This window comes from Thermoplasmata archaeon (assembly GCA_036395115.1).
In the GTDB taxonomy this organism is placed as follows: domain Archaea; phylum Thermoplasmatota; class Thermoplasmata; order RBG-16-68-12; family RBG-16-68-12; genus RBG-16-68-12.
In genome coordinates this window covers 42,287-64,780 of sequence record DASWDU010000035.1, presented here as the reverse complement: position 1 = coordinate 64,780, position 22,494 = coordinate 42,287, and the positions used below count along the sequence as shown (strand labels likewise).

General features: G+C 65.4%; 20 protein-coding genes. 7 read left to right on the top strand and 13 right to left on the bottom strand.

What is annotated here, in order from left to right:
- Window positions 1-2 precede the first annotated feature (2 nt).
- On the bottom strand, window positions 3-2,297 hold the full coding sequence (locus tag VF992_08700) for a hypothetical protein (GenBank protein HEX9341229.1): 2,295 nt from the start codon (window positions 2,295-2,297) through the stop codon (window positions 3-5).
- 368 nt (window positions 2,298-2,665) lie between these two features.
- On the opposite strand from VF992_08700, the gene VF992_08695 reads away from it, so the two are divergent.
- Window positions 2,666-4,102, top strand: coding sequence for an Ig-like domain-containing protein (locus tag VF992_08695; GenBank protein HEX9341228.1), 1,437 nt, complete (start codon window positions 2,666-2,668; stop codon window positions 4,100-4,102).
- Window positions 4,103-4,169: 67 nt separating this feature from the next.
- On the opposite strand, the gene VF992_08690 is transcribed toward VF992_08695, so the two are convergent.
- From VF992_08690 to aspS, 4 genes are all read right to left on the bottom strand, one after another.
- Window positions 4,170-6,446 (bottom strand): S8 family serine peptidase, encoded by a 2,277-nt coding sequence (locus tag VF992_08690; GenBank protein ID HEX9341227.1) that lies wholly within the window; start codon window positions 6,444-6,446, stop codon window positions 4,170-4,172.
- Window positions 6,447-6,651: 205 nt separating this feature from the next.
- Window positions 6,652-7,173 carry a RusA family crossover junction endodeoxyribonuclease gene (locus VF992_08685; protein HEX9341226.1) on the bottom strand — a complete coding sequence of 174 codons (522 nt, stop codon included), beginning with the start codon at window positions 7,171-7,173 and terminating at the stop codon, window positions 6,652-6,654.
- Window positions 7,174-7,316: 143 nt separating this feature from the next.
- Window positions 7,317-7,694: an ACT domain-containing protein gene (locus VF992_08680; GenBank protein HEX9341225.1), complete on the bottom strand. Its 378-nt coding sequence runs from the start codon at window positions 7,692-7,694 to the stop codon at window positions 7,317-7,319.
- A 76-nt stretch (window positions 7,695-7,770) separates the two neighbouring features.
- Complete coding sequence (gene aspS / locus VF992_08675) at window positions 7,771-9,081, bottom strand: aspartate--tRNA(Asn) ligase (protein ID HEX9341224.1); 1,311 nt, start codon at window positions 9,079-9,081, stop codon at window positions 7,771-7,773.
- A 64-nt stretch (window positions 9,082-9,145) separates the two neighbouring features.
- Here aspS and VF992_08670 point away from each other — a divergent pair, with 64 nt between their 5' ends.
- The gene (locus VF992_08670) at window positions 9,146-9,874 is read left to right on the top strand and encodes an isoprenylcysteine carboxylmethyltransferase family protein (protein HEX9341223.1); all 729 of its coding nucleotides are present in this window, start codon (window positions 9,146-9,148) and stop codon (window positions 9,872-9,874) included.
- 14 nt (window positions 9,875-9,888) lie between these two features.
- Here VF992_08670 and VF992_08665 read toward each other — a convergent pair whose 3' ends face one another.
- Both VF992_08665 and VF992_08660 read right to left on the bottom strand, forming a co-directional pair.
- Window positions 9,889-10,938, bottom strand: a complete 1,050-nt coding sequence (locus tag VF992_08665) for a mechanosensitive ion channel domain-containing protein (GenBank protein ID HEX9341222.1) — start codon at window positions 10,936-10,938, stop codon at window positions 9,889-9,891.
- A gap of 93 nt (window positions 10,939-11,031) precedes the next feature.
- Entirely contained in the window at window positions 11,032-12,231 is a 1,200-nt protein-coding gene (locus VF992_08660) for an NAD(P)/FAD-dependent oxidoreductase (protein HEX9341221.1), read from the bottom strand.
- A gap of 148 nt (window positions 12,232-12,379) precedes the next feature.
- Here VF992_08660 and VF992_08655 point away from each other — a divergent pair, with 148 nt between their 5' ends.
- Window positions 12,380-12,544 carry a hypothetical protein gene (locus VF992_08655; GenBank protein ID HEX9341220.1) on the top strand — a complete coding sequence of 55 codons (165 nt, stop codon included), beginning with the start codon at window positions 12,380-12,382 and terminating at the stop codon, window positions 12,542-12,544.
- 175 nt (window positions 12,545-12,719) lie between these two features.
- On the opposite strand, the gene VF992_08650 is transcribed toward VF992_08655, so the two are convergent.
- The 6 genes from VF992_08650 to VF992_08625 form a co-directional block, all read right to left on the bottom strand.
- A complete protein-coding gene (locus VF992_08650; GenBank protein HEX9341219.1) occupies window positions 12,720-13,103 on the bottom strand; it encodes a type II toxin-antitoxin system VapC family toxin in 384 nt (127 codons plus the stop codon).
- A gap of 7 nt (window positions 13,104-13,110) precedes the next feature.
- A complete protein-coding gene (locus tag VF992_08645; GenBank protein ID HEX9341218.1) occupies window positions 13,111-13,383 on the bottom strand; it encodes an AbrB/MazE/SpoVT family DNA-binding domain-containing protein in 273 nt (90 codons plus the stop codon).
- Between the two features lie 538 nt (window positions 13,384-13,921).
- Window positions 13,922-14,146, bottom strand: coding sequence for a hypothetical protein (locus VF992_08640; GenBank protein HEX9341217.1), 225 nt, complete (start codon window positions 14,144-14,146; stop codon window positions 13,922-13,924).
- A gap of 71 nt (window positions 14,147-14,217) precedes the next feature.
- Window positions 14,218-14,460 (bottom strand): 4Fe-4S binding protein, encoded by a 243-nt coding sequence (locus tag VF992_08635; GenBank protein ID HEX9341216.1) that lies wholly within the window; start codon window positions 14,458-14,460, stop codon window positions 14,218-14,220.
- Complete coding sequence (locus VF992_08630; GenBank protein ID HEX9341215.1) at window positions 14,453-16,078, bottom strand: radical SAM protein; 1,626 nt, start codon at window positions 16,076-16,078, stop codon at window positions 14,453-14,455. The genes VF992_08635 and VF992_08630 overlap by 8 nt, the downstream gene beginning before the upstream one ends.
- 85 nt (window positions 16,079-16,163) lie before the next feature.
- The gene (locus VF992_08625; GenBank protein HEX9341214.1) at window positions 16,164-17,123 is read right to left on the bottom strand and encodes a DUF72 domain-containing protein; all 960 of its coding nucleotides are present in this window, start codon (window positions 17,121-17,123) and stop codon (window positions 16,164-16,166) included.
- Between the two features lie 112 nt (window positions 17,124-17,235).
- On the opposite strand from VF992_08625, the gene VF992_08620 reads away from it, so the two are divergent.
- The 4 genes from VF992_08620 (at window position 17,236) to VF992_08605 (ending at window position 22,462) form a co-directional block, all read left to right on the top strand.
- On the top strand, window positions 17,236-18,420 hold the full coding sequence (locus VF992_08620; GenBank protein ID HEX9341213.1) for a DUF72 domain-containing protein: 1,185 nt from the start codon (window positions 17,236-17,238) through the stop codon (window positions 18,418-18,420).
- A 50-nt stretch (window positions 18,421-18,470) separates the two neighbouring features.
- Complete coding sequence (gene fen / locus VF992_08615) at window positions 18,471-19,490, top strand: flap endonuclease-1 (GenBank protein HEX9341212.1); 1,020 nt, start codon at window positions 18,471-18,473, stop codon at window positions 19,488-19,490.
- 109 nt (window positions 19,491-19,599) lie between these two features.
- Window positions 19,600-21,357, top strand: coding sequence for an ABC transporter substrate-binding protein (locus VF992_08610; GenBank protein ID HEX9341211.1), 1,758 nt, complete (start codon window positions 19,600-19,602; stop codon window positions 21,355-21,357).
- Window positions 21,358-21,430: 73 nt separating this feature from the next.
- Window positions 21,431-22,462 (top strand): ABC transporter permease, encoded by a 1,032-nt coding sequence (locus VF992_08605; GenBank protein HEX9341210.1) that lies wholly within the window; start codon window positions 21,431-21,433, stop codon window positions 22,460-22,462.
- The last annotated feature ends 32 nt before the right edge of the window (window positions 22,463-22,494 follow it).

Sequence of the window (22,494 nt, the reverse complement as noted above, 5' to 3'; positions counted from 1 at the left end):
TCCTACCGGATGCGCCTCAGCCCTTCCTTGATTCGGGAGATCTCCCGCTTGCGTCGTTCGAGTTCCGCCTCGGCCTTCACCGCGCGCGCCTCGCGCTCCTTCACCTTCGACTCGCGGGCCTTGAATTCCTCGCGAGCTCGAGTCACGGCCGTCCGCTCCGCGCTGAGCCGATCCCGTTGCTCGGCGAGCTTCGCCGCGCGGTCCTCGAGGGCTTTGCGCTGCGTCGCCACGGCCGCCTCGCGGCGTTTCGCCTCGGCGACGAGGCGTCCTTCCCGCTCCCGGAGTTCCGCTTCCCGGTCGTCCAGTTCGGCGGCCCCTCGCTTCAGCGTCTGCTCGCTCGCCTGTATGGCCGCCGACACCTCCTCGACCTCAGCCTCGCGCGCGTCGATCGTCGCTTCCCTTCGACGTTGATCCTCCTTCGCCTTCGCCTCGCGCCTCGCGACGGCTGCATCCCGCTTCGCGAGCTTCCCCTTCTCCTGGGCGATCTCGGCCTCGGCCTCTTCCAGCGCGGCTTTCCGCGCTTCGATGTCCTGCAAGTCCGATAGGAATGCCGTCTCCTGCTCTTCGAGCGTGGCCTTGAGCGATTCCTGGGAGTCGGCTTCTGCCGCGAGGGCGCGCTCCTTCGCCGTGATGTCTCGCTCGCGTCGCTCGAGCTCGGAACGCTTCGCGTTCGCCTCCTCCTCGATCGCCGCACGCCGGGATCGGAGATCCTCCTCGGCGACTTCGAGGGCGTCCGCGCGCTCCGCCAGCTTCGCCGCCGCGGTCTCCGACGATCGCTCGCCTTTCACGAGGGCCGCTTCCCGTCGTTTCACGGCGGCGTCCCGTTTCGAGAGATCTCGCTCGACGGAGTCGATGGATCGTAACCGCTCCTGCGCCGCGCGCTCGGATCGAAGCAACTTCAGGGCCTGCTCCTTGAGCCGGTCGCGGCTTGCCGAGAGGTCCTCTTCGACCTGAGCGATCTGCCGTTCGCGCCGCTCGAGTTCTTTCTCGTGCGCCGCGAGTTCCCGCTGTCGGCGTCGCATGTCCACCTGCCGCCCGCGCGCCTCCCGTTCTTCCGTGGCGACGTTCCGATCCTTCGCGGCGAGGTCCTTCGCGACCGCCTGCATCCGCTTCGTCGCTCGCGCGAGCTCGTCCCGGCGGCCGTCGAGGCTGGTGTCTTCGGCCTCGAGCGCCTCCGCCCGCTTCTCGAGTTTCGCCGCCTGCGCGCGCAGATTCGACTCGCGGCCTTCCAGGTCTTTGAGCCGGTTCGCGAGCGCCTTCTCCCGTTCGACCCCTGCGGCCTCGCGCTCGGCGAGGGACGCGTCGTGACCGCGGAGCTTCTCCTCCCATTCGCGCGACGACTGCTCCCGGAGGTTCAGTTCCCGCTCCCGTCGCTCCGCCTCCGACAGGCGCGCGTCGAACGTCTTGCGGGCCTCCCCGATTTTCTGGGTCTCCGCTTGCAGGCTGCCGTACAGCTCGTTCACCTGCTTCCGTTCGCGATCGAATGATCCGTCGCGCGAATCGAGCGCGGCCTCGCGATCCCGGAGGGCGGCCTCCCTCGCCGCGAGCTCGCGTTCCCGGGACGCGGTCCGTGACTCCCGATCCGACAGGCCCTTCCGCAGGGCGTCGAGCTCGGCCTTCGCCCGGTTCGATTCCATCGCCAGGAGCTTCTTCTGCGACTCCACCTCGACCGTCTCCGAGGCGCGGCGCGCTTCGAGCCGCTGCATGATCATCCCGCTCGCCTCTTTGACCGCCGCCAGCTCGGAGCGCAAGGCGTCGAGTTCCCGCTGCACCGCCCCGCTCCGCTGGTACTCCTGCTCCAGCTCCCACTTCCGGCGGTACAACTCCTCCTCGCGCTCGATGAGTTGCTTCTCCTGGTCCCGGCGGGCGCCGAGGTCCCGAGCGTACGCCTCGCGTTCCGCGGCTCCCTGGGCGCCGACCTGCGCGAGGAGGGCGTCCGCATCTCCGAGGCCGTCCACGGCTGCGTCAGGGTAGCTTCGTTGCAGCTGCTCGATGCTGATCGAGGAGTGGCCGTAGTCGTACGTGCGGACCTCGAGTTGGGCCCCCGAGCCGGTCGCGTCCTTGAGGATCTCCGGCACCGCCGGTCGGCCGGCGAGGTCCACGTTCGATCGATGCTCCGCGAGGACGCCGTCGCCGTCCCGGAGCACGAGCACCCCTTGGGAGGGCACATCGCCTCGGAAGACGGACGTCTTGAGGAGTCCGTTGAACTTCATCGCCCGGAGCTCCGCGAGGATCGACCGGATCGCCTCGGGTCCCCCATCGGCGATTCGTTCCACTCGACCGGGAGGAACCTCCATGGCGCGGGTCCGAGACTGTTATCACGTTAAGAAACTTGCCACGAAATTCTACTCCGTGAAACATAATCGAAATCCAACCGCGGTCGTCGTGTCGGCGGGACGCCGAACCGCCACTCGTGGAGAGTGACCTTCGGACGGGCTCCGCATCCACGATGGTGATTCGATAACGATTTTCTAGGACCACCGCGATGGCGCGCCCGCGTTCGTGATGATCCGAGGTCAGCCGACGTCTGTCGTGACGACCCCTATGAGTGCTGAAACGCAGCCGATTCGCGACCCGCTTCACCCACACCGTCGGAATCAGCCGTGATACCGGGTCCATAACGCCTTTAGATAGGGAACGATGAAACGGTCCCTCGAGGCCCACCATGGACCGCTCCCGTCGGTTCCGACCGCTGGCGATCGCGATGACAATCCTGCTCTTCGCCGGCTTTGCCCTGATCACCGTGCCACCGCGCGTCTCCGCGGGCACGGCCGTCGTCTTCAGCGAGGACTTTGAGAGCGGGCAGATCCCTTCGGCCTGGGAGGTCCGCGACACGAACCCGCTCGGCGGCCTCGACTACTGGGGGATCTCGGACTACCGCGTCAACGGCGGCAACTACAGCGCGTGGTGCGCGCAGGTCGGGACGCAGTCGATCGGAGGCCAGAACAACTCGGACGTCCACCTGTACGACGACGAGATGCAGGCGGACCTGGTCGTCAACCTGAGCGCGAACGGGTTCGTGAGCCTGACCTTGTCCTTCTACTACTACTCGCACACGGAGAGCGGCGGCGGCGACTGGATTCAGGCGTGGTACGAGGCGGGCGGCACGCAGTTCGCGATCTTCAACAACACGGGCGGCACGGGCAACCGGTTCGTCTTGGCCTCCGTCTCGGTGCCGACGAACGTCGAACGGCTGATTCTCCGATTCCACAGCGACAGCGCGAACCACGGCTTCGAGGGCGCCTACGTCGACGACATCGTCTTGACAGGCGCGGAGTACACTCCGCCCACATCGAGCGTGTCGAGCCTGCCGGCGCTGACGAACGCTGTGCCGGCAACGATCCCCTACACCGCGCAAGACAACGCGAACGCAAGCGGCGTCGCGTACGCGGAACTCTGGTACCGGCTCGGCACGTCCGGGAACTTCACGCTCTACAACACAACGGCGAACCAGAATGGCCAATGGATCACGCGTTCGATTCCCTTCGATGTGACGCTCGCGGCCGGAGACGGCTACTACGAATTCTACACGATCGCGGTGGACCGCGCGGATAATCACGAGGCGCCGCCTTCGACGCCCGACGCGTCGATGACGATCGACTCGACCGCGCCGTCGCTCACGATCACGTCCCCGTCGTCCGGGGCCACGACCGAGGGCTCCGCGACCGTCACGTGGGACGCGTCCGACGCGTTGTCCGGGATCGACCGCTACGAGGTGAGTGTGGACGGCGGGGCGTTCCAGAGTACGGGCGCCACCCCGTCCGCGGCGTTCGGCGACCTCGCGGCCGGCTCCCACACCGTCACCGTGCGGGCATACGACCGGGCCGGGAACATGCAGGAAGTGAGCGTCAGCTTCTCCTTCGTCCCCGGCTCGTTCCCGTGGTGGCTGATCGCCGTCATCGTGGCCGCCGCGGTCGGCCTCCTGCTGTTCTTCCTGTGGAAGCGGCGGAAGGACGAGGAAGAGGAGGAAGCCCAGGCCGTCGCTTCCGGGGAGTCGGAACCCGTCGATCAACCGCAGGACACGACCGATGAGCCAGAGGCGGGGCCGACCGAGTCTCCGGAGGAAGAGGCCCCGCAGGAACCGCCGGTCTCGCCGCTGTAGCGCTTCACGTCGGGATGACGGAGAAAGGAAAGGGGCGGCCCCCGGAGGGACCGCCGTTCGACGTTCCCTAGAGGTACGGCTTCGTGCCGGTCATCTGCGCGACGAGCTCAGCCGGGGTCGCGTCGTCTCCCGAAAGCCCGCTGTTGAGGCTCCCGTTCAGGCCTCCGTTCGACCGCTGCACCCCGACGAACCACGGCGCGCGTAAGGTCGTGCCGCCGCACACCGCGACGACGTCCCCGTAGAAGAAGCCGGACGGAATCGTCTGGCCGCCGCTCAGCGTGACCGTGGCCGATGCCATGCCGCCCGCGGGGACGCTCAGACTTGCGGGGCTCACGGAGACCCACATCGTCCCGGACTGGACCTGCGTTACACTCAGGGAGCACGTCAGCCCGCTGCCGGTCTCGTCGCGGAAGACGACGGCCATCGCGCCGTTCACGGGTTTGCCGCCGGTCGACACGCCGAAGCTCACGGAGGCGGGCGACAGAGTCGCAGGCGTAGCATCCGCGGAGGCGACGTTGATCCGGCCTCCTCCGCGCGAGAGCGGACTCGACAGCGGATTGCCGGGCAGAGCCGAATTCTTCACCGGGCGATCGGCGGTGTTCACGAGCGCCGACTTCACCTGCTGAGGCGACCAGCCGGGGTGAGCCGCCAAAAGGAGCGCCGCAGAACCCGTCGTGTGCGGCGTCGCCATCGAGGTTCCGGAGAAGAATGCGTACTCCGGTTCGTATTCCGCGTTGAAGACGCTCGAGAGCACGTTGACGCCAGGTGCGGTGATGTCCGGTTTGATCAAGTACGTGTACGGCGTCGGTCCGCGGCTCGAGAAGCCCGCGAGGTAGTCCGCGTTTGACGTGACGACCTCGACGATCGTCGTGCCGTCCACGGTGACCTCCGCTCCGTCGTTCGCCTTGAGGGTCGTGCCGTCCGGGTTGGAGACCATTGCCGCCGGGATCGTCGGGTTGTGGATCCCATCGGCCCCCATTGCGGTCGGATCTCCAGCGACGTTGTTGATGATCAGCGCGCCCACCGCTCCCGCGTCCTGTGCGTTCTGGATCTTCGTGCCGAACGTGCACGTGCCGCGATCGATGACCGCGATCTTGCCGCTCACGTCGTTCGTGATGGCGGTGCAGCCCAGTGCCGGCGTCGCATTCGCGAGGTCCGCGGTGATCGCTGGATCGTAGTTCTTGAACTGGCCGAGCGCCGCGCCGATCGTCGAGCCGCCCAGAGTCACGGCGATGCCCATGTAGTGCGGGTCCGTGCTCGCGCTGGCCGTGATCACGTTCGCCGCGGATCCGGGAGACTCGATCGTCATCGTGCTGGATCCCGAGTTGCCCGCCGCGACCGCCGCCACGACGCCTGCGTCGACCGCTGCGTTGAGGGCGTCCGCGAGGAGGTCGTGTGGACCTTGGACTCCGCCTCCGATGCTCAGGTTGATGACGTCCATCCCGTCGATGACCGCCAGCTCGACCGCCTCGAGGATGTCATGGCTGAAGGCGCTCCCGCCCTTCTGGTAGAAGCCGACCCCCATCCCGGGGAAGACGTCGTAGTCGTACAGGGTCACGCCAGGCGCGACGCCGCTCAGGAAGCCCATCGTGTTCGCCCCCGCGGGCGCAAGGTCGAGCATCGTGTCTCCGACCTTGACAGGGCCTTCGATCTTGCAGCCGCCGATCGTCCCGGCGACGTGCGTCCCGTGGTCGGCCACGATTGCATTCCCGAACGGAAGGCCGCTGAAGAAGAGCCCTCGGTGTACGACGGGGTTGCTCGCGCGACAGCTCGAGATGAACGGATGCGTGTCGAGGATGCCCGTGTCGACCACGCCGACCTTGATTGCCGCGAGATCGCCGTAATCCGGCGTCCCGGAGAGGTCGACGCCGAGGTCCGCCCAGACCGACGGGGCGTGGATCAGCGGGACGGAGACGTCCATCGAGGGCTTGTACAGCCAATCCGCGACGACGTCGCTCACGCCGGGGCCGCCCTTCAGGGTGTCCGGGGCGACGCCGTTCAGCTGGACCGCCATGCCGTTCAGGACGTACGAATACTCCGCGAGGACCTCGACCTGCGCGACATTGGAATGCAGCCAGGCGCGGAAGTTCGCATGCGAGTTCGCGAGGAAGTTCGCATATGCCTTGGCCGCAGGGCCGTTCGCGTCCAGGTGCTTGCCCGTGTCCGGTTTCGTCTTCAGGTAGCCGGGAATGCCTCCGTTGTACGTGGACACCGAAGGGTCCGCGAACTGGATCACGGCGTACTCAGGCGCGTTCGAGCTCGACGGCTTCGTGCCGCCGCGGTCCGCGCTCGCGCCGAAGCTCATCGGCGCGATCATCAGGAGCAGCAGTCCGATCGCTAGCACACACGGTACAACGAGTCGATTCGACGTTCCGGTCCCCTCCTCGAAGACCCCGACGGAACCCCCGCCGAGTGCGCCCAGAATAGCGGGACCGTAGAAAAAGCCTTGGCCTGATGGAGGTCCGAATTATCGAAATTGATAAGACGAACCGACGATGACCGCTCCCCTCCCCACGGGACGTCAGCATGGGGGCGAGGATTCTGATTTCTCACGGCGCCGGCAGTTCCGCATCCAAAATCTTGCGTACTTCGACGACGACGCCAGGCGGCCCGTAGTCTTTCGACGCGGCGATCTCGACGACTTGGCTGTCGTCCGCGAAGACGACGTACGTCAGTGCGTCGAAAACTGCCCGGCAAAGTTTGTCCAGGTCCGGACGCTTGTCCGGCCAGACGCGTCGCCTCTTCGGGGCGGATTTCGGCTTCGGGATGCCGAAATGCAGTTCGATCGCGACCGGGCCCTGCCACGGCTCTGTCGGGGCGAACCGCTGTGCCACATCGGCGACGAGACGTCGCCACGACGAGAGGCCCTTCGCCGCCGAGGTGATGATGGGCTTGCCGTTGACGACATAGGACCGGTTCGAACCCTGGGGGACGGGAAGACCGTGCACTTGGAACGCGATGACAGCGTCCGAGCGGAACCCACCCGGTTGGGCGGCCGTTCCCCACGCGGGCGGAGCGTGGGCCTTCTCACCCGATGCGTGAACGTGCGTTTTCGGCGGTCGACTCGCCATTTCCCATCCTCACCTCCGGGGGAACGGAGGCGTCTGACGCCAAGCCGACAACATCGTGCGAGCTATTAACATTTCTTGGAGGGCTCGGCTCCCAAACTACGACCGTCGTGTATTTAGTACCTTCCAAGGGGTGGGCGACGCGCCTACTTGAGCGCCGTCTTCGCCCGATCGAGGCTGTCCACGACGAGGGCAATCTCCGTGCGCCCGTTCTTCGAGCCGAGGATATAGATCGAGTGGACGTTGATGCCGGCGCGCGCGAGGCGCCGCGCGACCTTCGCGAGTTCGCCGGGTCGATCGAGCAGCTCGAGGTTGAGGATGTCGTTCAGCTCGTACTTCATCCCCGCGCTGTTCAGGGCCTTCTCCGTCGTCTGCACGTCGCCCGTGACGACGCGCAGGAACGACGACTCGTGCTTCGACTCGCTCGCGATCGCCCGGATGTTCACTGCGGCTCCGGCGAGGGCCTCCGTCACTCGTGCGAGCTCTCCCGGTTTGTCCGCCACGAAAACTTTGAACTCCTTCATCGACCTCCCACCAAGACGCGGCGGTGGAACGTCGAGCGGCCTAGAAAAGTCTTCCTAGCCTGCTATCGGCATAGGATCACGGCACGAGCCGGCCCCGGTCGTGGGGGAACAGGATCGCCTCGCGGATGTTCGGGAGGTCGAGCAGCTTCTGGACGAACCGGTCGAGGCCGAAGCCCCATCCGCCGTGAGGAGGCATCCCGTACCGGAAGGCTTTCAGGTAGAACTCGAAGGAGTCCGGGTTCAACCCCTTCTCCTTCATGCGCGCGACGAGCGCCTCGTAACGGTGCTCGCGCTGTCCGCCGGAGGCCATCTCGTCGCCCTTGTATTCGAGGTCGAAGGAGTGCGAGTACTCCGGCTCGTCCTCCTTCGTCATGACGTAGAACGGCTTGATGGCGCTCGGGTATTCCATGATGAAGAACATCTCGGCGCCTTGCTCCGCGAGGGCCTGCCCCAGGAGCTTCTCGCCCTCCGTATCGATGTCGTCGCCGTCCCGGACGCGCTTCCCCCGGCCGCGAAGGATCTCAAGGGCCTCCGTGTATGGGACCCGCCGGATCGGGAGCTTGGGCCGCTTCGGATCCGCGTGGAGCATCTCGAGTTCCGGCTTCACCTCCTTGCGGACGACGTCAATTGCGTGGTCCACCGCGCGTTCGAGGAGCCGGAAGACGTCCTCCTGGCGGTCGATCCACGCGACCTCGCCGTCGAACGAGGTGAACTCCGTCACGTGGCGGACCGTGTCCGACGGCTCCGCGCGGAAGGCCGGCGCGATCTCGTACACGCGGTCGAGGCCGCTTGCCATCAGCATCTGCTTGTACAGCTGCGGGCTCTGGCTCAGGTACGCCGGCCGTCCGAAGTAGTCTGTCCGGAAGAGAGTAGCGCCTCCCTCGGCGCCGGCGCCGGCGAGCTTCGGCGTCTGCACTTCGATGAAGCCCTGTTCGTCCAGGAAGCTTCGCAGGGCGCGCGTCACGATCGAGCGGATGCGGAAGATCGCGCGCCGCTCGGGCTTCCGCAGATCGAGCACGCGGTTGTCGAACCGGGTGTCCATCTCCGCGCCGACCTTGTCCGCGATCGGCAGGGGGAGCGGGGCCGCCGCGGGACTGAGGACGTCGAGGGACGTCGCGACGAGTTCCCACCCGTTCCGGACTTGGGGGTTCGGTGCGACTTTCCCATGCGCCACGACGACGCTCTCCCGGACCACCTTCGACGCTCGGTTGAAGAGGTCCTCGCCCGACTTCTTCTTGATCGTCGCCTGGAACGTGCCGCCTCGCTGGCGCACGATGAGGAACGCGATCCCGCCGAGGTTCCGCACGTCCTCGACCCAGCCCGCGAGCGAGACTTCCGTTCCGTGGTCCTCGCGCGCAATCGAGGAAAGTGAGCGGAGGGCGGACACGCGCGCGGAGAACGAGGAGCGGCCATAAAGAATTGCGCGGAGAAAACAGGGCCGAAGGCGGTCGGTGCGGGGCTCCGTCCCTCAGGATTATCGTTGGTTCGGCGATGAAGGGAGCCAGCTCGAAGGGGGATTCGCCACGCTTCCGCCGGACGACGTGCGATTGGTTTCCGCCGTGTTCTTCGTCCTCTTCGTCGTGTCGACCATCGCCTTCTTTCCCAGGTCCTCACGGCGGGCCGATCGGATCGTGCGGAGTTTCCGCCCACGGTCGTTCGTCACCGGGCCGCTCTGGGAGGCGATCCTGTTTGTCGTTTTCCTCACGCCGCTTGCGGAGGCCCTGATTCCCGGATGGGTGTACGGCGGCCCGCTCACGTTCGGGTTTCCCCTCGATTCGATCGCCCAAGGACTCGGCATCGTCGTCTGGCTCGCAGGCGGGGGCCTCGCGATCCTCGCCCAGCGACGGCTGGGACGGTTCACCCGGCCCGAAATCGAGGTCGTCGCGGACCATCAGCTCATCACGTCCGGCCCGTACCGGTGGATCCGACACCCGCTGTACACGGCCCTGCTCATGATGAGCGTCGGCGTCGCCCTCTTCCTGCTGAACGGGCTTCTAGGGGTCCTATTCCTCGTGGCCTGCGGAGTCGCGTGGCGCCGGGCCGTCGCGGAGGAGGACCTTCTCGCCTCGGAAGGAGGCTTCGGTGCGACCTACCGGACCTACATGGAGCGGACGGGTCGATTTCTGCCGAGGCTCCGGTCGAAGGCGCCGAACCTGGAGACGAACGGCCGGGCGCCCTGATCCCCACGAACGGCCTATCGGGCGACCGCCATCTTTTCCTTCGCCGGTGCGGCCCCTTTCTCCTGATCCGCGGCCGCAGGCACGAACTGGACGTGCGGGTATGCGAACTGCACGCGGGGCTCGGCCATGAACTTCTCGTAGACCCGCTTGACGAGCCGCGTGCGGTACGAGCCCTTCGCGAAGACGGGGCAGAAGTACACGAGCGTCATGTCCACGGACGACGCGCCGAGGCTCCAGCCGATTTTCGGTTCCTCCGCCATGTAGTCGGCGAGGTCCGCGAACTCGTACTTCGCGCGGAGGTGGACGCGGTTCTCCCGCATCATGGGCCCGACGACGTCCTCCGCGGCTTCGAAGATGAGCTTCTCCGCGAGCTTGACGTCGCTCTCGTACGTCACGTTGACCATGAGCTGGTCCCAGACGAACGGCGTGTCTTTCGTATAGTTGAAGACATTCCCCTTCACGACCTGGCTGTTCGGAATGGTCACGTAGCGACCGGTAAATGTGTCCCCATAGAGGGACCCGCCGAACTCGCGGAGGGTCGTGTTCATGGGCGAGATGTGGACGACGTAGCCTCGGCTGTTGTTCATCTCGATCCGGTCACCGAGCTTGTACAGGCCCATCGAGACGAGGATGATCCAGCCCATCAGGTTCAGCAACGGCTCCTGCATGACGTAGATCAACGCCGCGGACACGAACGCGGTGCCGAGGAAGCCGAACTGCTGGGCGCCGCCGCCAATCAGCACAAGGAAGGAAAGGGCGATCACGGTCCCCCAGACCACGTACGACACGAGCTGGAAGTGGGCGAAGATGTCCGCCTCGTATCGGACATGGCTCTTGAGGGCCGCACGGAACACGGGCCGCAAGACCTCGAGGAGCGCCTTCGTCGCGATGAGGAGCGGGATGACGAAGATCCACGGCTCGAGCGAAGCGAGGAACTCACGGGAACCTTGGGGCAACCCCGGGACCTGAACGTACCCCGCGAACGCGAAGATCAACGTGAGCACGATGCCCGTCATCGCGACCCATAGGAGGGCTCTCGCTTGCCGCCATCCGGCGATCTTCACGGACGTTAACGACCGCCGAACGCGTTATTTAATCCCGGTGACGACGTTATCAGAGATGAAAGGTGCCACCCCTCGGCGGCGCGTCCGTCGGGCCTAGATGAACTCCGCGAACTTCGCGACGAGCTCGGGTCGGGTCTCCTTAAGGACTTTCAGAATCGCGCGGACGCTCAACTTCGTGACACCGACCTTGGCGAGGACCTGGATGATGTCGTCGAACTCGCGGTCCGACAGGGTGACGAGCTTGTTCTTCGCGAGCCAGTTCCGGTACAGGTTCTCCTCGAGCCTCGCTCGCCAGCCGGTCTCGTATTCCATGAGCGCCGCCTCGCCGAAGTCGCCCGTCTCGTTGCACTTCGCGAGCACGCGCCCGAGGAGCATCCCCGCGAGCATGCCGTTCCCGATGCCCCCGCCGGTGATCGGGTCGATCATCCGGGCGGCGTCGCCGACGAGAGCCATCCCGTTGCCGACGGACTTCTTGATCGGCGGGGCGGTCGATACCCCGCCGGTGACCATGTCGAGGGGTTGTGCCCGCGCCATCCGCGGATCCTGTGCGATCCAGCGGTCCAGGTACCCTTTGATGTCGACGCGGTTCTTGAGGCGGTCCAACGAGACCCCGATGCCTACATTCGCCGTCGACTCGTCTTTCGGGAAGACCCAGATGTACCCGGCGGGGGCGCAGCTCCCGAGCCAAAACTCGCAGTAGTCCGGGAAGTCGTGCCCCTCGGCGATGTTCGTCAGCCGATACTGCAGCGTGCCGGTGATATCGCCCGCCCTCAGGAGCGTCTTGAAGCCCGCCCATCGGCCCACCTGGCTCTCGTAGCCGTCCGCCGCGACGACGCACTTGGCGTGGATCGTCATCTCGTCTTCGAGGCGTTTTGCACGGATCCCGCGGACCCAGCCGTCGTCCTTGACGACCGCGGTGGCGGTCGTCTTGAGCCAAATCTCCGCGCCCGCTTTCGCGGCCTCCTTCGCCACGGCCTTGTCGAACGCATCCCGTTCGAGCACGATGCCCACCTCGTTGCCCGCGTGGGCCTCCTCGATCGTGAGTTCCGTGCCGTTGGGCGAGAAGATCTTCGCGCCCTTGACCTCTCGGCCCACCCACTTCCGGTCGAACGGCATCTTCGTGTCTTCGACGAAGTGGCGGGCGAGGCCTTCGCCGCACCGCACCGGCGAGCCGATCTCCTGGCGCTTCTCGATCAGGAGCGTGCGGCAGCCGCCCATCGCGGCGTAGCGGGCGGTCATCGAGCCCGACGGGCCCGCGCCCACCACGACGACGTCGTACTCGTAGGAGGGGATCGCGTCCGTGGTCCATCCATGGACATGGGCTATAAGAAACTAGCTGGGACCCGATTCGAGTGGTTGGTCCGTATCCCTCGGGAAACCGTAGGTTGATAGCCTCAGGGATTCATGCCTAACGGGGGAGTCTGTGGGGCCGAGGGAGCGGATGGCGGGCGCGGGCGCGATTCTCCTTCTCCTTGCGCTTGCGATGGTGTACGTTGGCATTACGAGCGTGGCGTCGAGCGCGAACGCGGACGTCGTCCGCACCATGTATTTCGCCGCAGCGGCGGTGATTGTCGCAATCGCACTCGCGGTATGGGCGTCGAGATGAGCAGCTGCTGGCATGGCTAGGGCGTGCAGTCCTCGTTGAACGTCAGGTAGACCTCGTTCAGGAAGATCGCGCTCGTCCGGCACGTGCCGACGCATGCCGACGATTTGCTGCAACGCTGCAACGCCTATGCCGCGTCCCACGAAACCGCTGAGCGGCCCGCAGTGCGACGGCGCCCTCAAGTGATCGGGTCGACGACCTCGACCCGATCTACCCGCCCAAATGTCGCGTCGTGAGTCAGGATTCGCGTCACGCCGTGTCGTTCCATTGAGGCCAGGAGGGTCGCATCCCTGCCGCCAACCCCTACGTCGGTAAATCGCGCAAGAACACGAAGAGAATCACGAAGGAGGGACGAATCGAGCGCGTCGACGGTCAGTGGCAGCGACAGGAAGAGGTCTGCAGCCTTGGCACCTGCGACCGATCCAAGTCGCTTCACAAGGTAGTGCGCGACCTCAATCTGGATGACCGTGTTGACTAGGACTTCTCCCGTGAGAGCTTTCTCCACCGCGTGCGCGGCCCGCGGATGCTCCGGGACGGTCGAGTCGAGGTAGTATGCCCAGATGTTCGAGTCAATCGCTAGCGTGAAGCAACCTCTTCAGTTCCATGGGATCTATTTCACTCACCGCGTTCTTGCTCGTGATAATCCCCCGTAGTTGGCGGGAAGCGTCTTGCTTTGATCGAGCCCGTCGGACGACGATGCCGTCTTCGGCCTTTTCGACGAGGACAGGATCCCCCGGAAGAAGGGCTAGCGCATCTCGGAGCGCTTGAGGGAGGGTTATGCGCCCCCGTGCGTCGATTCGCGTGATGCCCATTTGTATGCCCATTCCCATGATCGCACCCATCCATCATGAACCTTCCGCCCTCGATACGGTCCTCCCGGGCGGTGTGAAGACCGGCTAGGGCGGAGCACTCAAGTGGCCATGCGACGCTTGACGAGGGACCGGGGCGGCGGATCACCGCCGCGTCGCCGTGCTTCATCGTGTTCGGCTTGTGGCCTCGTTGGTCATCGGTCGCCCCGACGGGGGGAGACATCCGCGCACTCAACCGTCCGTAAGCATGCTTACGGTCGAGCGGCTCGCTCTGCGTTAACGATCGCGACCGGCGGATGCTCCGCCCCGTGGCGATCCAACCCTGCTTTTGCGGCCTCCCATTGAGAGAGAAGATCCTCCCGTCTTTCGGGGTCCTCATAGTCCCGCCGTATGAACGGGGAGTAATGGGAGATCGTGGAGGACCCGCCGGAGTCCCGAGGGGACTTTATCTTGCCATGCAGGACGGGCATGAAAGCCTTGGAGGCATCGAACTTGGCCCAATTGGCGATGGTCGCGCGGCATGTCAGCCGAGCTCAACGATGACCGTGACTCGACCTTCCGCAACACCGGACTAAAGCCAAGGCTGGTGTGGTCGAGCCGTCGCCTCGCCAATCACGATTGCGAGGCCGACAATGAACACCGACGCAATGACAACAATCAAGAACCCCACCATTATCCCAAAAAGGAAATCATAGGGGGAGTAGTCGATCACCCTGAGTCTCATGAGCCAAATCAAGGCGATTAAGGCGTAAGAGGACACCGCAATCAGGATGAGGCCGGCGTGCTCCTTCCGCATTGGGTGCACCCCATGGCAAAGGGGGTGGTTGACCGTTTCGCTTCAAGCTGCAGAGGCGTTCCTTCGGGGCTTCACTTCATCGTGTGTAGCTTGTGCCCGCGGGGGTAGTCGATCGCGCCGACCGGGCAGACCTTGACGCACATGCCGCACTGCGTGCAGTCCTCGTTGAACGTCAGGTAGACCTCGTTCAGGAAGATCGCGTTCGTCGGGCACGTGCCGACGCAGGCGCCGCAGTGCATGCAGAGCATGTCGTCGATCGCCATGATGCCGTTGTCCCGGACGGAGGGACGGATCGAGACGACCGGCTCAGGCATGCCGCGACCGCCACTCCTCGATCGGCACCGCGAACTTCTTCTCGATCTCCTCGCGGAAGTTCGGCCCCGTGTTGTACGCGCAGAACGGGATGACCTTGCCGTCGGGCGTGGCGTAGTGGATGACACAGCGCTTGACCCGCTCGATGTCGTAGTTGTAGTTGTCCTGGAAGTGCATCCCGCCGACGTACATCGTCGACCAGGAGAACTCCGCCGCCCCGGCCTTGTCGCCCTTCGTGAACATCCGGTTCAGGATCTTCAGCATCTTGGAGAGGCCCATGCCCTCGGGTGCCTCATCCGGCTTGAAGTGCCGCTTCAGGAGCTGAAGCGCCTTGAGCTTCGACGTGAACTTGATCTTCTTGTCCTTCGTGTCCTGCGCCAGAAGCCAGAGGTCCTCCATGAGGCCCTCGACGTCCACGAAGCGCGTGATCGGGACGGGGTCCTTGCCCGTCTCGAGGAACAGGTACGACGCGAGGCCGCACGCCGGGTGGGACGTGAACGACGGCTTGGCGGTGTCCGTCAGGACGCTGACCAGCTCCGAGATCGGGGAGACGAACGGCACCGGGTACCAGTCGTCGCGGGTCAGGTAGCCCGTCTGCTCCTCGAGGTCGTACGCCAGGTCGCTGAGCGTGTACCGCAGCTTCCGGCGGTCCTCTTCGGGGATGCGGCCCGTCAGGCTGACCGGCTGGAAGTTGACGCCCTTCACGACGTCGCGGTTCTTGATCGCGTAGTTCAGGATCTCCCCGGCCTGGTCGTCGTTGAACGAGTTGACCATCGTTGGCACGAAGCAGATCGTCGGCGTGACGAGGCCCTTCGCCTTGCGCTCACGCACCCGCTCGATCACCTTGAGCTTGATGTCCAACAGCGGCCGGCCGCGCGCCTTGATGTAGTTCTCCTCGCGCAGGCCGTCGAACTGCAGGTAGATCGTGTTCAGGCCCGACTCCGCGACCTTGTCGAGGAAGCCGTCCTCCGTCGCGAGCCGGATGCCGTTCGTGGCGACCTGGACCTGGGCGAATCCCATGTCCTTCGCCGCCTTGACGATCTCGGGGAACTGCGGGTAGATCGTCGGCTCGCCGCCGGCGAACTGGATCGCGGCCACGGGGATCGGGCGCTGCGCCCGCAGGACGGCGAACTCGTAGACGATCTGCTCGAACGTCGGTTCGAAGACGTACCCGGCCGCGTTCGCGTTCGCGAAGCAGATCGGGCACTTCAGGTTGCAGCGGTTCGTGAGGTCGATGTTGCAGAGGGACGTCGCGGAGTAGTGAAGGTTGCACAGGCCGCATTCGTACGGGCACACCTTCGCATCGACGATCTGCGGGTTCTCGAGCCCGACGCCGTCGAAGGCCCAGTTCTCGGCACGGAGGTACATCTCCGCGTCGGACCAGCACACCTCGTCGAATTCGCCGTGCTCTTTGCACGTCTTCTTCATCTTGAGGGCCCCGTCGCCGATGTACAGGGTCGCGGGGATGACTTTCAGACATTCCGGACACAGGGATCCCGTCCGGCGGGGCAGCCCCTTCTGGAGCTTCGAGGGCATGACGACCATCGCCTTGTCCTGCCGGGATTCGCGGTACATGTTCCGCACCGCGCCGATGGCATAGTCCGTGCCGCAGAGAGACATTCCTAGCACACCTCTTACTCCCGGCCTAATTTCGCGGGCAATAATAACCCTATTGTAGTATCTGCTACTACAAGATTCTCAAGGGTCAATGGAGGGTCGTTTGCGGGGTCGATCCCCCTCGCCGCGGTCCTTTCGCCCCGTTCGCACGCGCGCGAAGGGCGTCGATCACGTCGTCGAGGCTCCGGAATGTCCGGTCGGGGAGCGCCCCGAGCAAATGCGACGCGTGCACGCGCGTGTGGTCGTCCGCGTCGACGACCTTCCAGCCGTGATCTCGGAGGAGCGCCTTGCGGGTCGCGGGGAAGGTCGCATCCGGCCACAGGACCTCCTCGAGCGACGCGACACCCCGAGCGGACGTCGCGGCGGGGAACACGCCGGTCCGCTTGAACGTCGCGAAGCGAGCCGCATCTTTGTACATCCGCACTCCGTGGAACGTGAACGCGATCCGGACGGCGTCTTGGCCGGCCCGGTCGATCTGCCTCAGCTCGTCGTCGTCGAACTGGTAGAGGTTGTGCGGACCGGGTCCGAAGAGCCGCGTGTAGACCGTGTCGTCGGGGATGCGGGGCGCCATCCGAGAGACGTCCACGACATCGAGCACGCCGAGGTCCTCCATCGTCCTCTGCACGGCCGCCGGGAGGGGCCCGGACCGATGCGCGCGGGCCTCGAGCCCGATCCGGGGGCCGTCGGTCGCGAGCCCGACGAGGTCCCGCAGCCCCTTGACCTGTTCGGCCCGGAGGGGGAGGCCGGGAGGCGTTTCGAGGATGACGAACGGGGCGCGGAGGATGCCCGCGATCTGGAGGTCGTGGGCGAAGGAGGTCCGCGCGGGCGCCGTGGCCCGCAGGCCGTCCGTGTGGGTGACCCCCCGGAACGCCTTCACGGCGAACGTGAAGTCGCCCGGGACGCGGGCGCGCCAGCCGCCGGCAAAGGGTTTCGGGATCGGACGGTAGAAGCCCGCGTTCACCTCGACGAACCGAAACGCGCGGGCGTACGACTCGAGGCTCCCGGCGAAATACCCCCAACCGCCCGCGCCGACGAACGTTTCCGCCACGGACCTCGAAACGCGTTCGAGGGACTTAAGCCGAACCGGCGGAGGGGTTCGCACCGCCACGACGGGCGCTGGCTATACGATAATGTATCGCGGCGGCGTTCGGGTGGCGGCGATGGTCCGGCTCCGGTTCGGGTGCAGCGGGTGGGACTACCAAGAGTGGATCGGCCCCTTCTACCGCACCGCGAGCGAATCGAAGCTCCGTGCGTATTCGCGCGTCTTCGACACCGCCGAGATCAACTCGACGTTCTATCGCTCGCCGTCGCCCGGGATGGTTCAAGGCTGGAGGCGATTCACCCCGGACGACTTCGTGTTCGCGGCGAAAGTCCCGCAGACCGTCACGCACGACCGCTTCCTCGACGTCGCGAGGGGCGCGGACAAGGACGTCCTGGCGTTCTGCGACCTCGTGCGGCCGCTGCTCGACGCCGGCAAGCTCGGCCCCCTCCTCCTCCAGCTCCCGCCCCGCCTGCGGTTCGAGGAGGCGACGATCCACCGGTTCCTCGACGCCCTCCCTCGCGACTTCACGTTCGCCCTCGAGCCGAGGAACAAGTCGTGGATGGCGCTCGAGGCGTTCGACCTGCTCCGGTCGACCGGCGTTGCGTACACCATCGTCGACGAGCCGCTCCTCCCTCCCGACCTGCATGTCACCGCCCGACTCGCCTACATCCGGTGGCACGGCCACGGGACGGACCCGTGGTACAACTACCGCTATTCGGAGGACGAACTCGCGGCGTGGGTGCCGCGCGTCCATCAGGTGGCGGGCCAGGCCGAGACGGCGTACGGATTCTTCAACAACCACTTCCACGGGTACGCGCCGGAGAACTGCCTGCAGATCTTGCGGATGTTCGGCGTGGAGACGCCGGAGCACGCCCGCGCGCTCTCGCGGATCGAGGCGTTCCGGAAGCAGGCCACCGCCTCGGCGGCGCGCGTTCGATCGCTCACGCTGGAGGATTTCGGCGCGGACGTGCCGAAGGACGCCCTCGTGGACGCGGCGCTCGGACGGTTCATGGATCCGAACCGCCTGGACCGCGCGAAGCGGATCCACTCGCGGGACGTGGAGATCACGAGGGCTGGGGACGCCGTCCTCGCGAGGGTCGGCGACTACCGCGTCGAGATTGACCCGATCCACCGGACGATCGTCCACGACTGCCCGGATTGGGAAAAACTCGTAGCCGGGAAGGACTTCTGCAAGCACGTCGGCAAGCTGTTCCTCAGCCTCCCGAAGGAGGAAGCGCTCGCGCGACTGGAGGCGATTGCAGCAGGCCGCGACGTCTGGGCGTTCGCGCTTCCGACCGCGTGAGGGCCGCGGCGGAGAAACGATTAACGCCGAAGAGCGATGGGTGGGAGGCCATGGGCGTCCTCCTAACGCCGATCGTCATCCGGCGTCCGATGACGCTCGGGGCGCTCCGCGGACGAACCGTCGCGGTGGACGGGAACCTCGAGCTCTATCAGTTCCTGTCGGTCATGCGCACGCGCGATGGCCAGCCACTTCAGGATTCGCACGGGCGGACCACGTCCCATTTGAACGGACTCATGTTCCGCACCACGCGGCTCCTCGTAGACTACGACATCCACCCTGTGTTCGTCTTCGACGGACCGCCGCCGGACTTGAAGCGGGAGGAAATCCGCAGGCGACGCGAGGCTCGCGAGAAGTCTAGGCAAGAGTACGAGGCCGCTGTCGCCTCGGGCGACTCGGCGACCGCTTGGTCGAAGGCGGTCATGACGTCCCGACTCACGCGCCCCATGGTCGAGGAGGCCCGGACGCTGCTCACCCTCCTGGGGGTTCCTTGGGTCCAAGCGCCGAGCGAGGGGGAGGCTCAGGCGGCGTTCTTCGCGCGCCGCGGGGACGTCTGGGCGGCGGGTTCGAAGGACTACGATTCCCTCCTGTTCGGCGCGCCCCGCCAGGTACGGTTCCTTGCGGTCGGGTCAACAGAGTTCCTCCCGAGCCGCGGACGCTCCCGGTCGGTCGCCCCCGAGATCATCGATCTCGAGGAGACCTTGCGTGCGCTCGGGATCACTCGGGAACAACTGATCGACGTGGCGATCCTCGTAGGCACGGATTTCAACGAGGGGGTGAGGGGGTTTGGCCCGAAGACCGCCGTGAAGCGGATGCGCGAATGGAAGGCGCTGGAGGCCGCCCCCAATGAAGTCAAAGAAGGCTTGCCCGAGAATCTGGCGGCAATCCGTGATTTCTTTTCGGATCCGCCTGTGGCGTCGAACCCGATCCCGTACGCGGGCCCGCCGAATCCGGCAGGGGTCCTGCGATTCCTGTGCGATGAACGAGACTTCTCACGCGCTCGCGTCGAACAGGTCCTCGAACGCCTTCGAAGCGCGGCGCATCCACCCCGTCGGCTCGAGGATTTCGCCTAGCCTTGGACGGTCCTCGAACCCGTTCTCGAAACGGTTAACTAGCTGAATTCGGATGCCCGCGTGTCCTGGTGCTGAAGTTTCCCGTGCAGGACGGAGGAGGAGGAGGCCTTTGCAAGAGACGCCCGTTGAAAAGAAACCTAGGAGCCGGAAGGGACTCTATGCGCTCGTCGCCGTGATTGTTGTCGTAATCCTCGTCATCGGCGCGGCCGCGTATTTACTGACGGCGCCCCCGAAGAAATATCAGATCGAGCTCTGGTTCAACAGCTCCGGACACTACGGGGACACGGAGGACGAACTCGCGACCGTGCTGAAGAACAGCATCGAGTCCTGCGGGAAGGTCGCGGTCACCCTGAAGTCCGAGATCTGGGCTGACTACCGGCAGTCCCGAAACCAGGGCAAACTGCCGTTCTTCTTGCTCGGATGGTATCCGGACTACAGTGACACGGATGACTACGTCGCGCCCTTCCTCGCGAGCTCGGGCTCGCCGAGCTTCGGGTCCTTCTACAGCAACGCGAGCGTGGACGCATGGGTCCTCCAGGAACAGACGTCGACGGACCCCGCGGTGCGCCTAGACGCCTTCAACAAGATCCAGGACAAGCTCGCCGCGGACGTGCCGTACATTCCGCTGTTCTCCGGATACCAGGAGACCGCCTACGTGAACGGGATGACGGGCGTGGTCCTCCATCCAATCATGTTCAAGTGGTTCATCGTGGACAAGCCGGGTTCCTCGGAGTTCAACGCGTCGACGACGGACGACATCACGTCGCTCGATCCTGCCCTCGCCTATGACTTCTTCTCAATCGAGCTCGTGAACCAGATCTTCGACACGCTGATCACGTACGAGCCGGTCACGTCGAACTTGGTGCCTTCCTTGGCCACGCAGGTCCCGACCGTCGCGAACGGAGGCGTATCCGCGGACGGAATGAACTACACGTACGTCCTCAAGCCCGGCCTCCAGTTCAGCGACGGGACCGCGCTAAACGCGACCGTCGTGAAGCGTGCGCTCGACCGCACGATCCGGCTCAACGACCCCGGCGGCGCGGCGTTCCTCCTGTGGGATAGTGGCAAGCTCGGCCGCGACGCGAACAACGGGAACAACACGCCGGTCGGCGCGATCACCGTGATGCCGGACGACCTGACGATTAAGTTCCACCTGTCGGCGCCGGTCGCGTTCTTCAACGACATCATCGCCTTCTCGGTGTCGTCGATCGTCCCCTGGAACTACGACCAGAACGCGGCGCAGCCGGATGCGGTTGGCAGCGTGATCGGATCGGGCCCGTACGTGCTGTCGGGTTACACCCCGGACCAGCAGTTCGTGCTCTCCCGGAACCTGCTGTACAACACGCCAACGCTGTACCAGTCGCTCGGGTACCCGGTCATCCCGGTCGAGGACAAGGTGACGATCAACCTGCGCCTCACGTCGACCGCCTTGACGCAGGACCTGCAGGCGTCACCGAAGCTCGCGGATGTCGTCTACCGCACGCTAACGCCGGAGGATCTCGCGACCCTCCAGGCACAGAAGTCGGGACTGGGCATCACGGTCGACATTGCGACGAGCCCGTTCATCCGCTACCTCGTGTTCAACGTGCAACCCAACAACCCGGTTGCAATCACGGATGTACGGGTGCGCCAGGCGATCGCGTATAGCGTCGACCGTGCGGTGATCGACCGGGACGTGTTCGCGAACAATGTCGAGCCGCTCTACAGCCTCGTGCCGTCCGGGTTCTCGTTCAGCGCGCCCTACTACAAGCCCGTGTTCCAGACGAGCTACGGGGACGCGAAGTGCGCGAGCGCGAACGCGATCTGGACGCAGCTCGGCTACGCCGCGGACTTCGGGATACGGCACCTCGTCGCCAGGGACTCGTGAACCCTGGCCCTTCCTCCTTTTTCGAGGACCGGGATAAGTTCTTAGGCGCCCACGACGTTGAACGCGAGGGTCGATGGCGAGAGGCCGGTCTCTCCTGGCATACGCGGTGGCGCGTGCCGCCCTCGCCATACCGATGCTCCTGATCTTGCTGACGGCCATCTTCTTCATCTTGCGCGTGCTGCCGGGCGATCCGGTCCTCGCGCTTTGGGGCGGCCGGGAACCACCGCCGGAGGTGATTCAGGCCGCTCGCGTCGAGCTCGGTCTCGACAAGCCGCCATGGCAGCAGTACCTCGACTACATGTCCCATTTCTTCCGGGGCGACCTGGGGCGCTCGATTGGAACGTATTATTTCGGAAAGCCGGTGATCGGGGAGATTGCCCTTCGGCTGCCCGCGACGGTCGAGATATCTGTCGGCTCGATGATCGTGGCGAGTGTCGTCGGGGTCCTCACCGGCGTCGTCGGCGGCGCTCGACGCGACACGAAGCTGGACGTCGCGGTCAGGTTGTACGGAACCGTCATCTGGGTCATCCCGATCTTCTGGCTCGGCCTCGTCTTCCAGATGGTGTTCTCGATTTGGCTCGGATGGCTTCCACCGCACGGACGGTGGCAAGGATCCGACTACCCGAGGACCGTGACCGGAATGTACACGGTCGACTCCCTGCTCGAAGGGAATCTCGATCATTTCTGGAAGGCGGTCCGTCATCTCATCCTACCTTGCCTGACCCTGGGTCTCGTCCTCGGCGGCTTCTTCACGAAGACCGTGCGGGCGAACATGCTCCGGACGATGATCGCAGACTACACCGAGGCCGCGCGAGCGCGCGGCGTTCCGGAGCGTCAGGTGGTCACCCACCACGCATTCCGAAATGCCCTCGTCCCCGTGGTCACGGTCCTAGGGTTGCAATTCGCGATCCTCTTTGCGGGCGCGGTCCTCACGGAGAGAACGTTTTCGATCGACGGAATGGGAAATCTCCTGCTCGAATCCATCGACACGAAGGACATGACGATGATCCAGGGCGTCGTGGTCGTCTACGCCGCGATCATCGTCGTCATCAGCCTCGTGATCGATCTCCTCGGGGCCATCATCGACCCACGCATCCGGTTGTAGCCCCATGGGCGCTCCTCCCCGAGGCCGCCTCG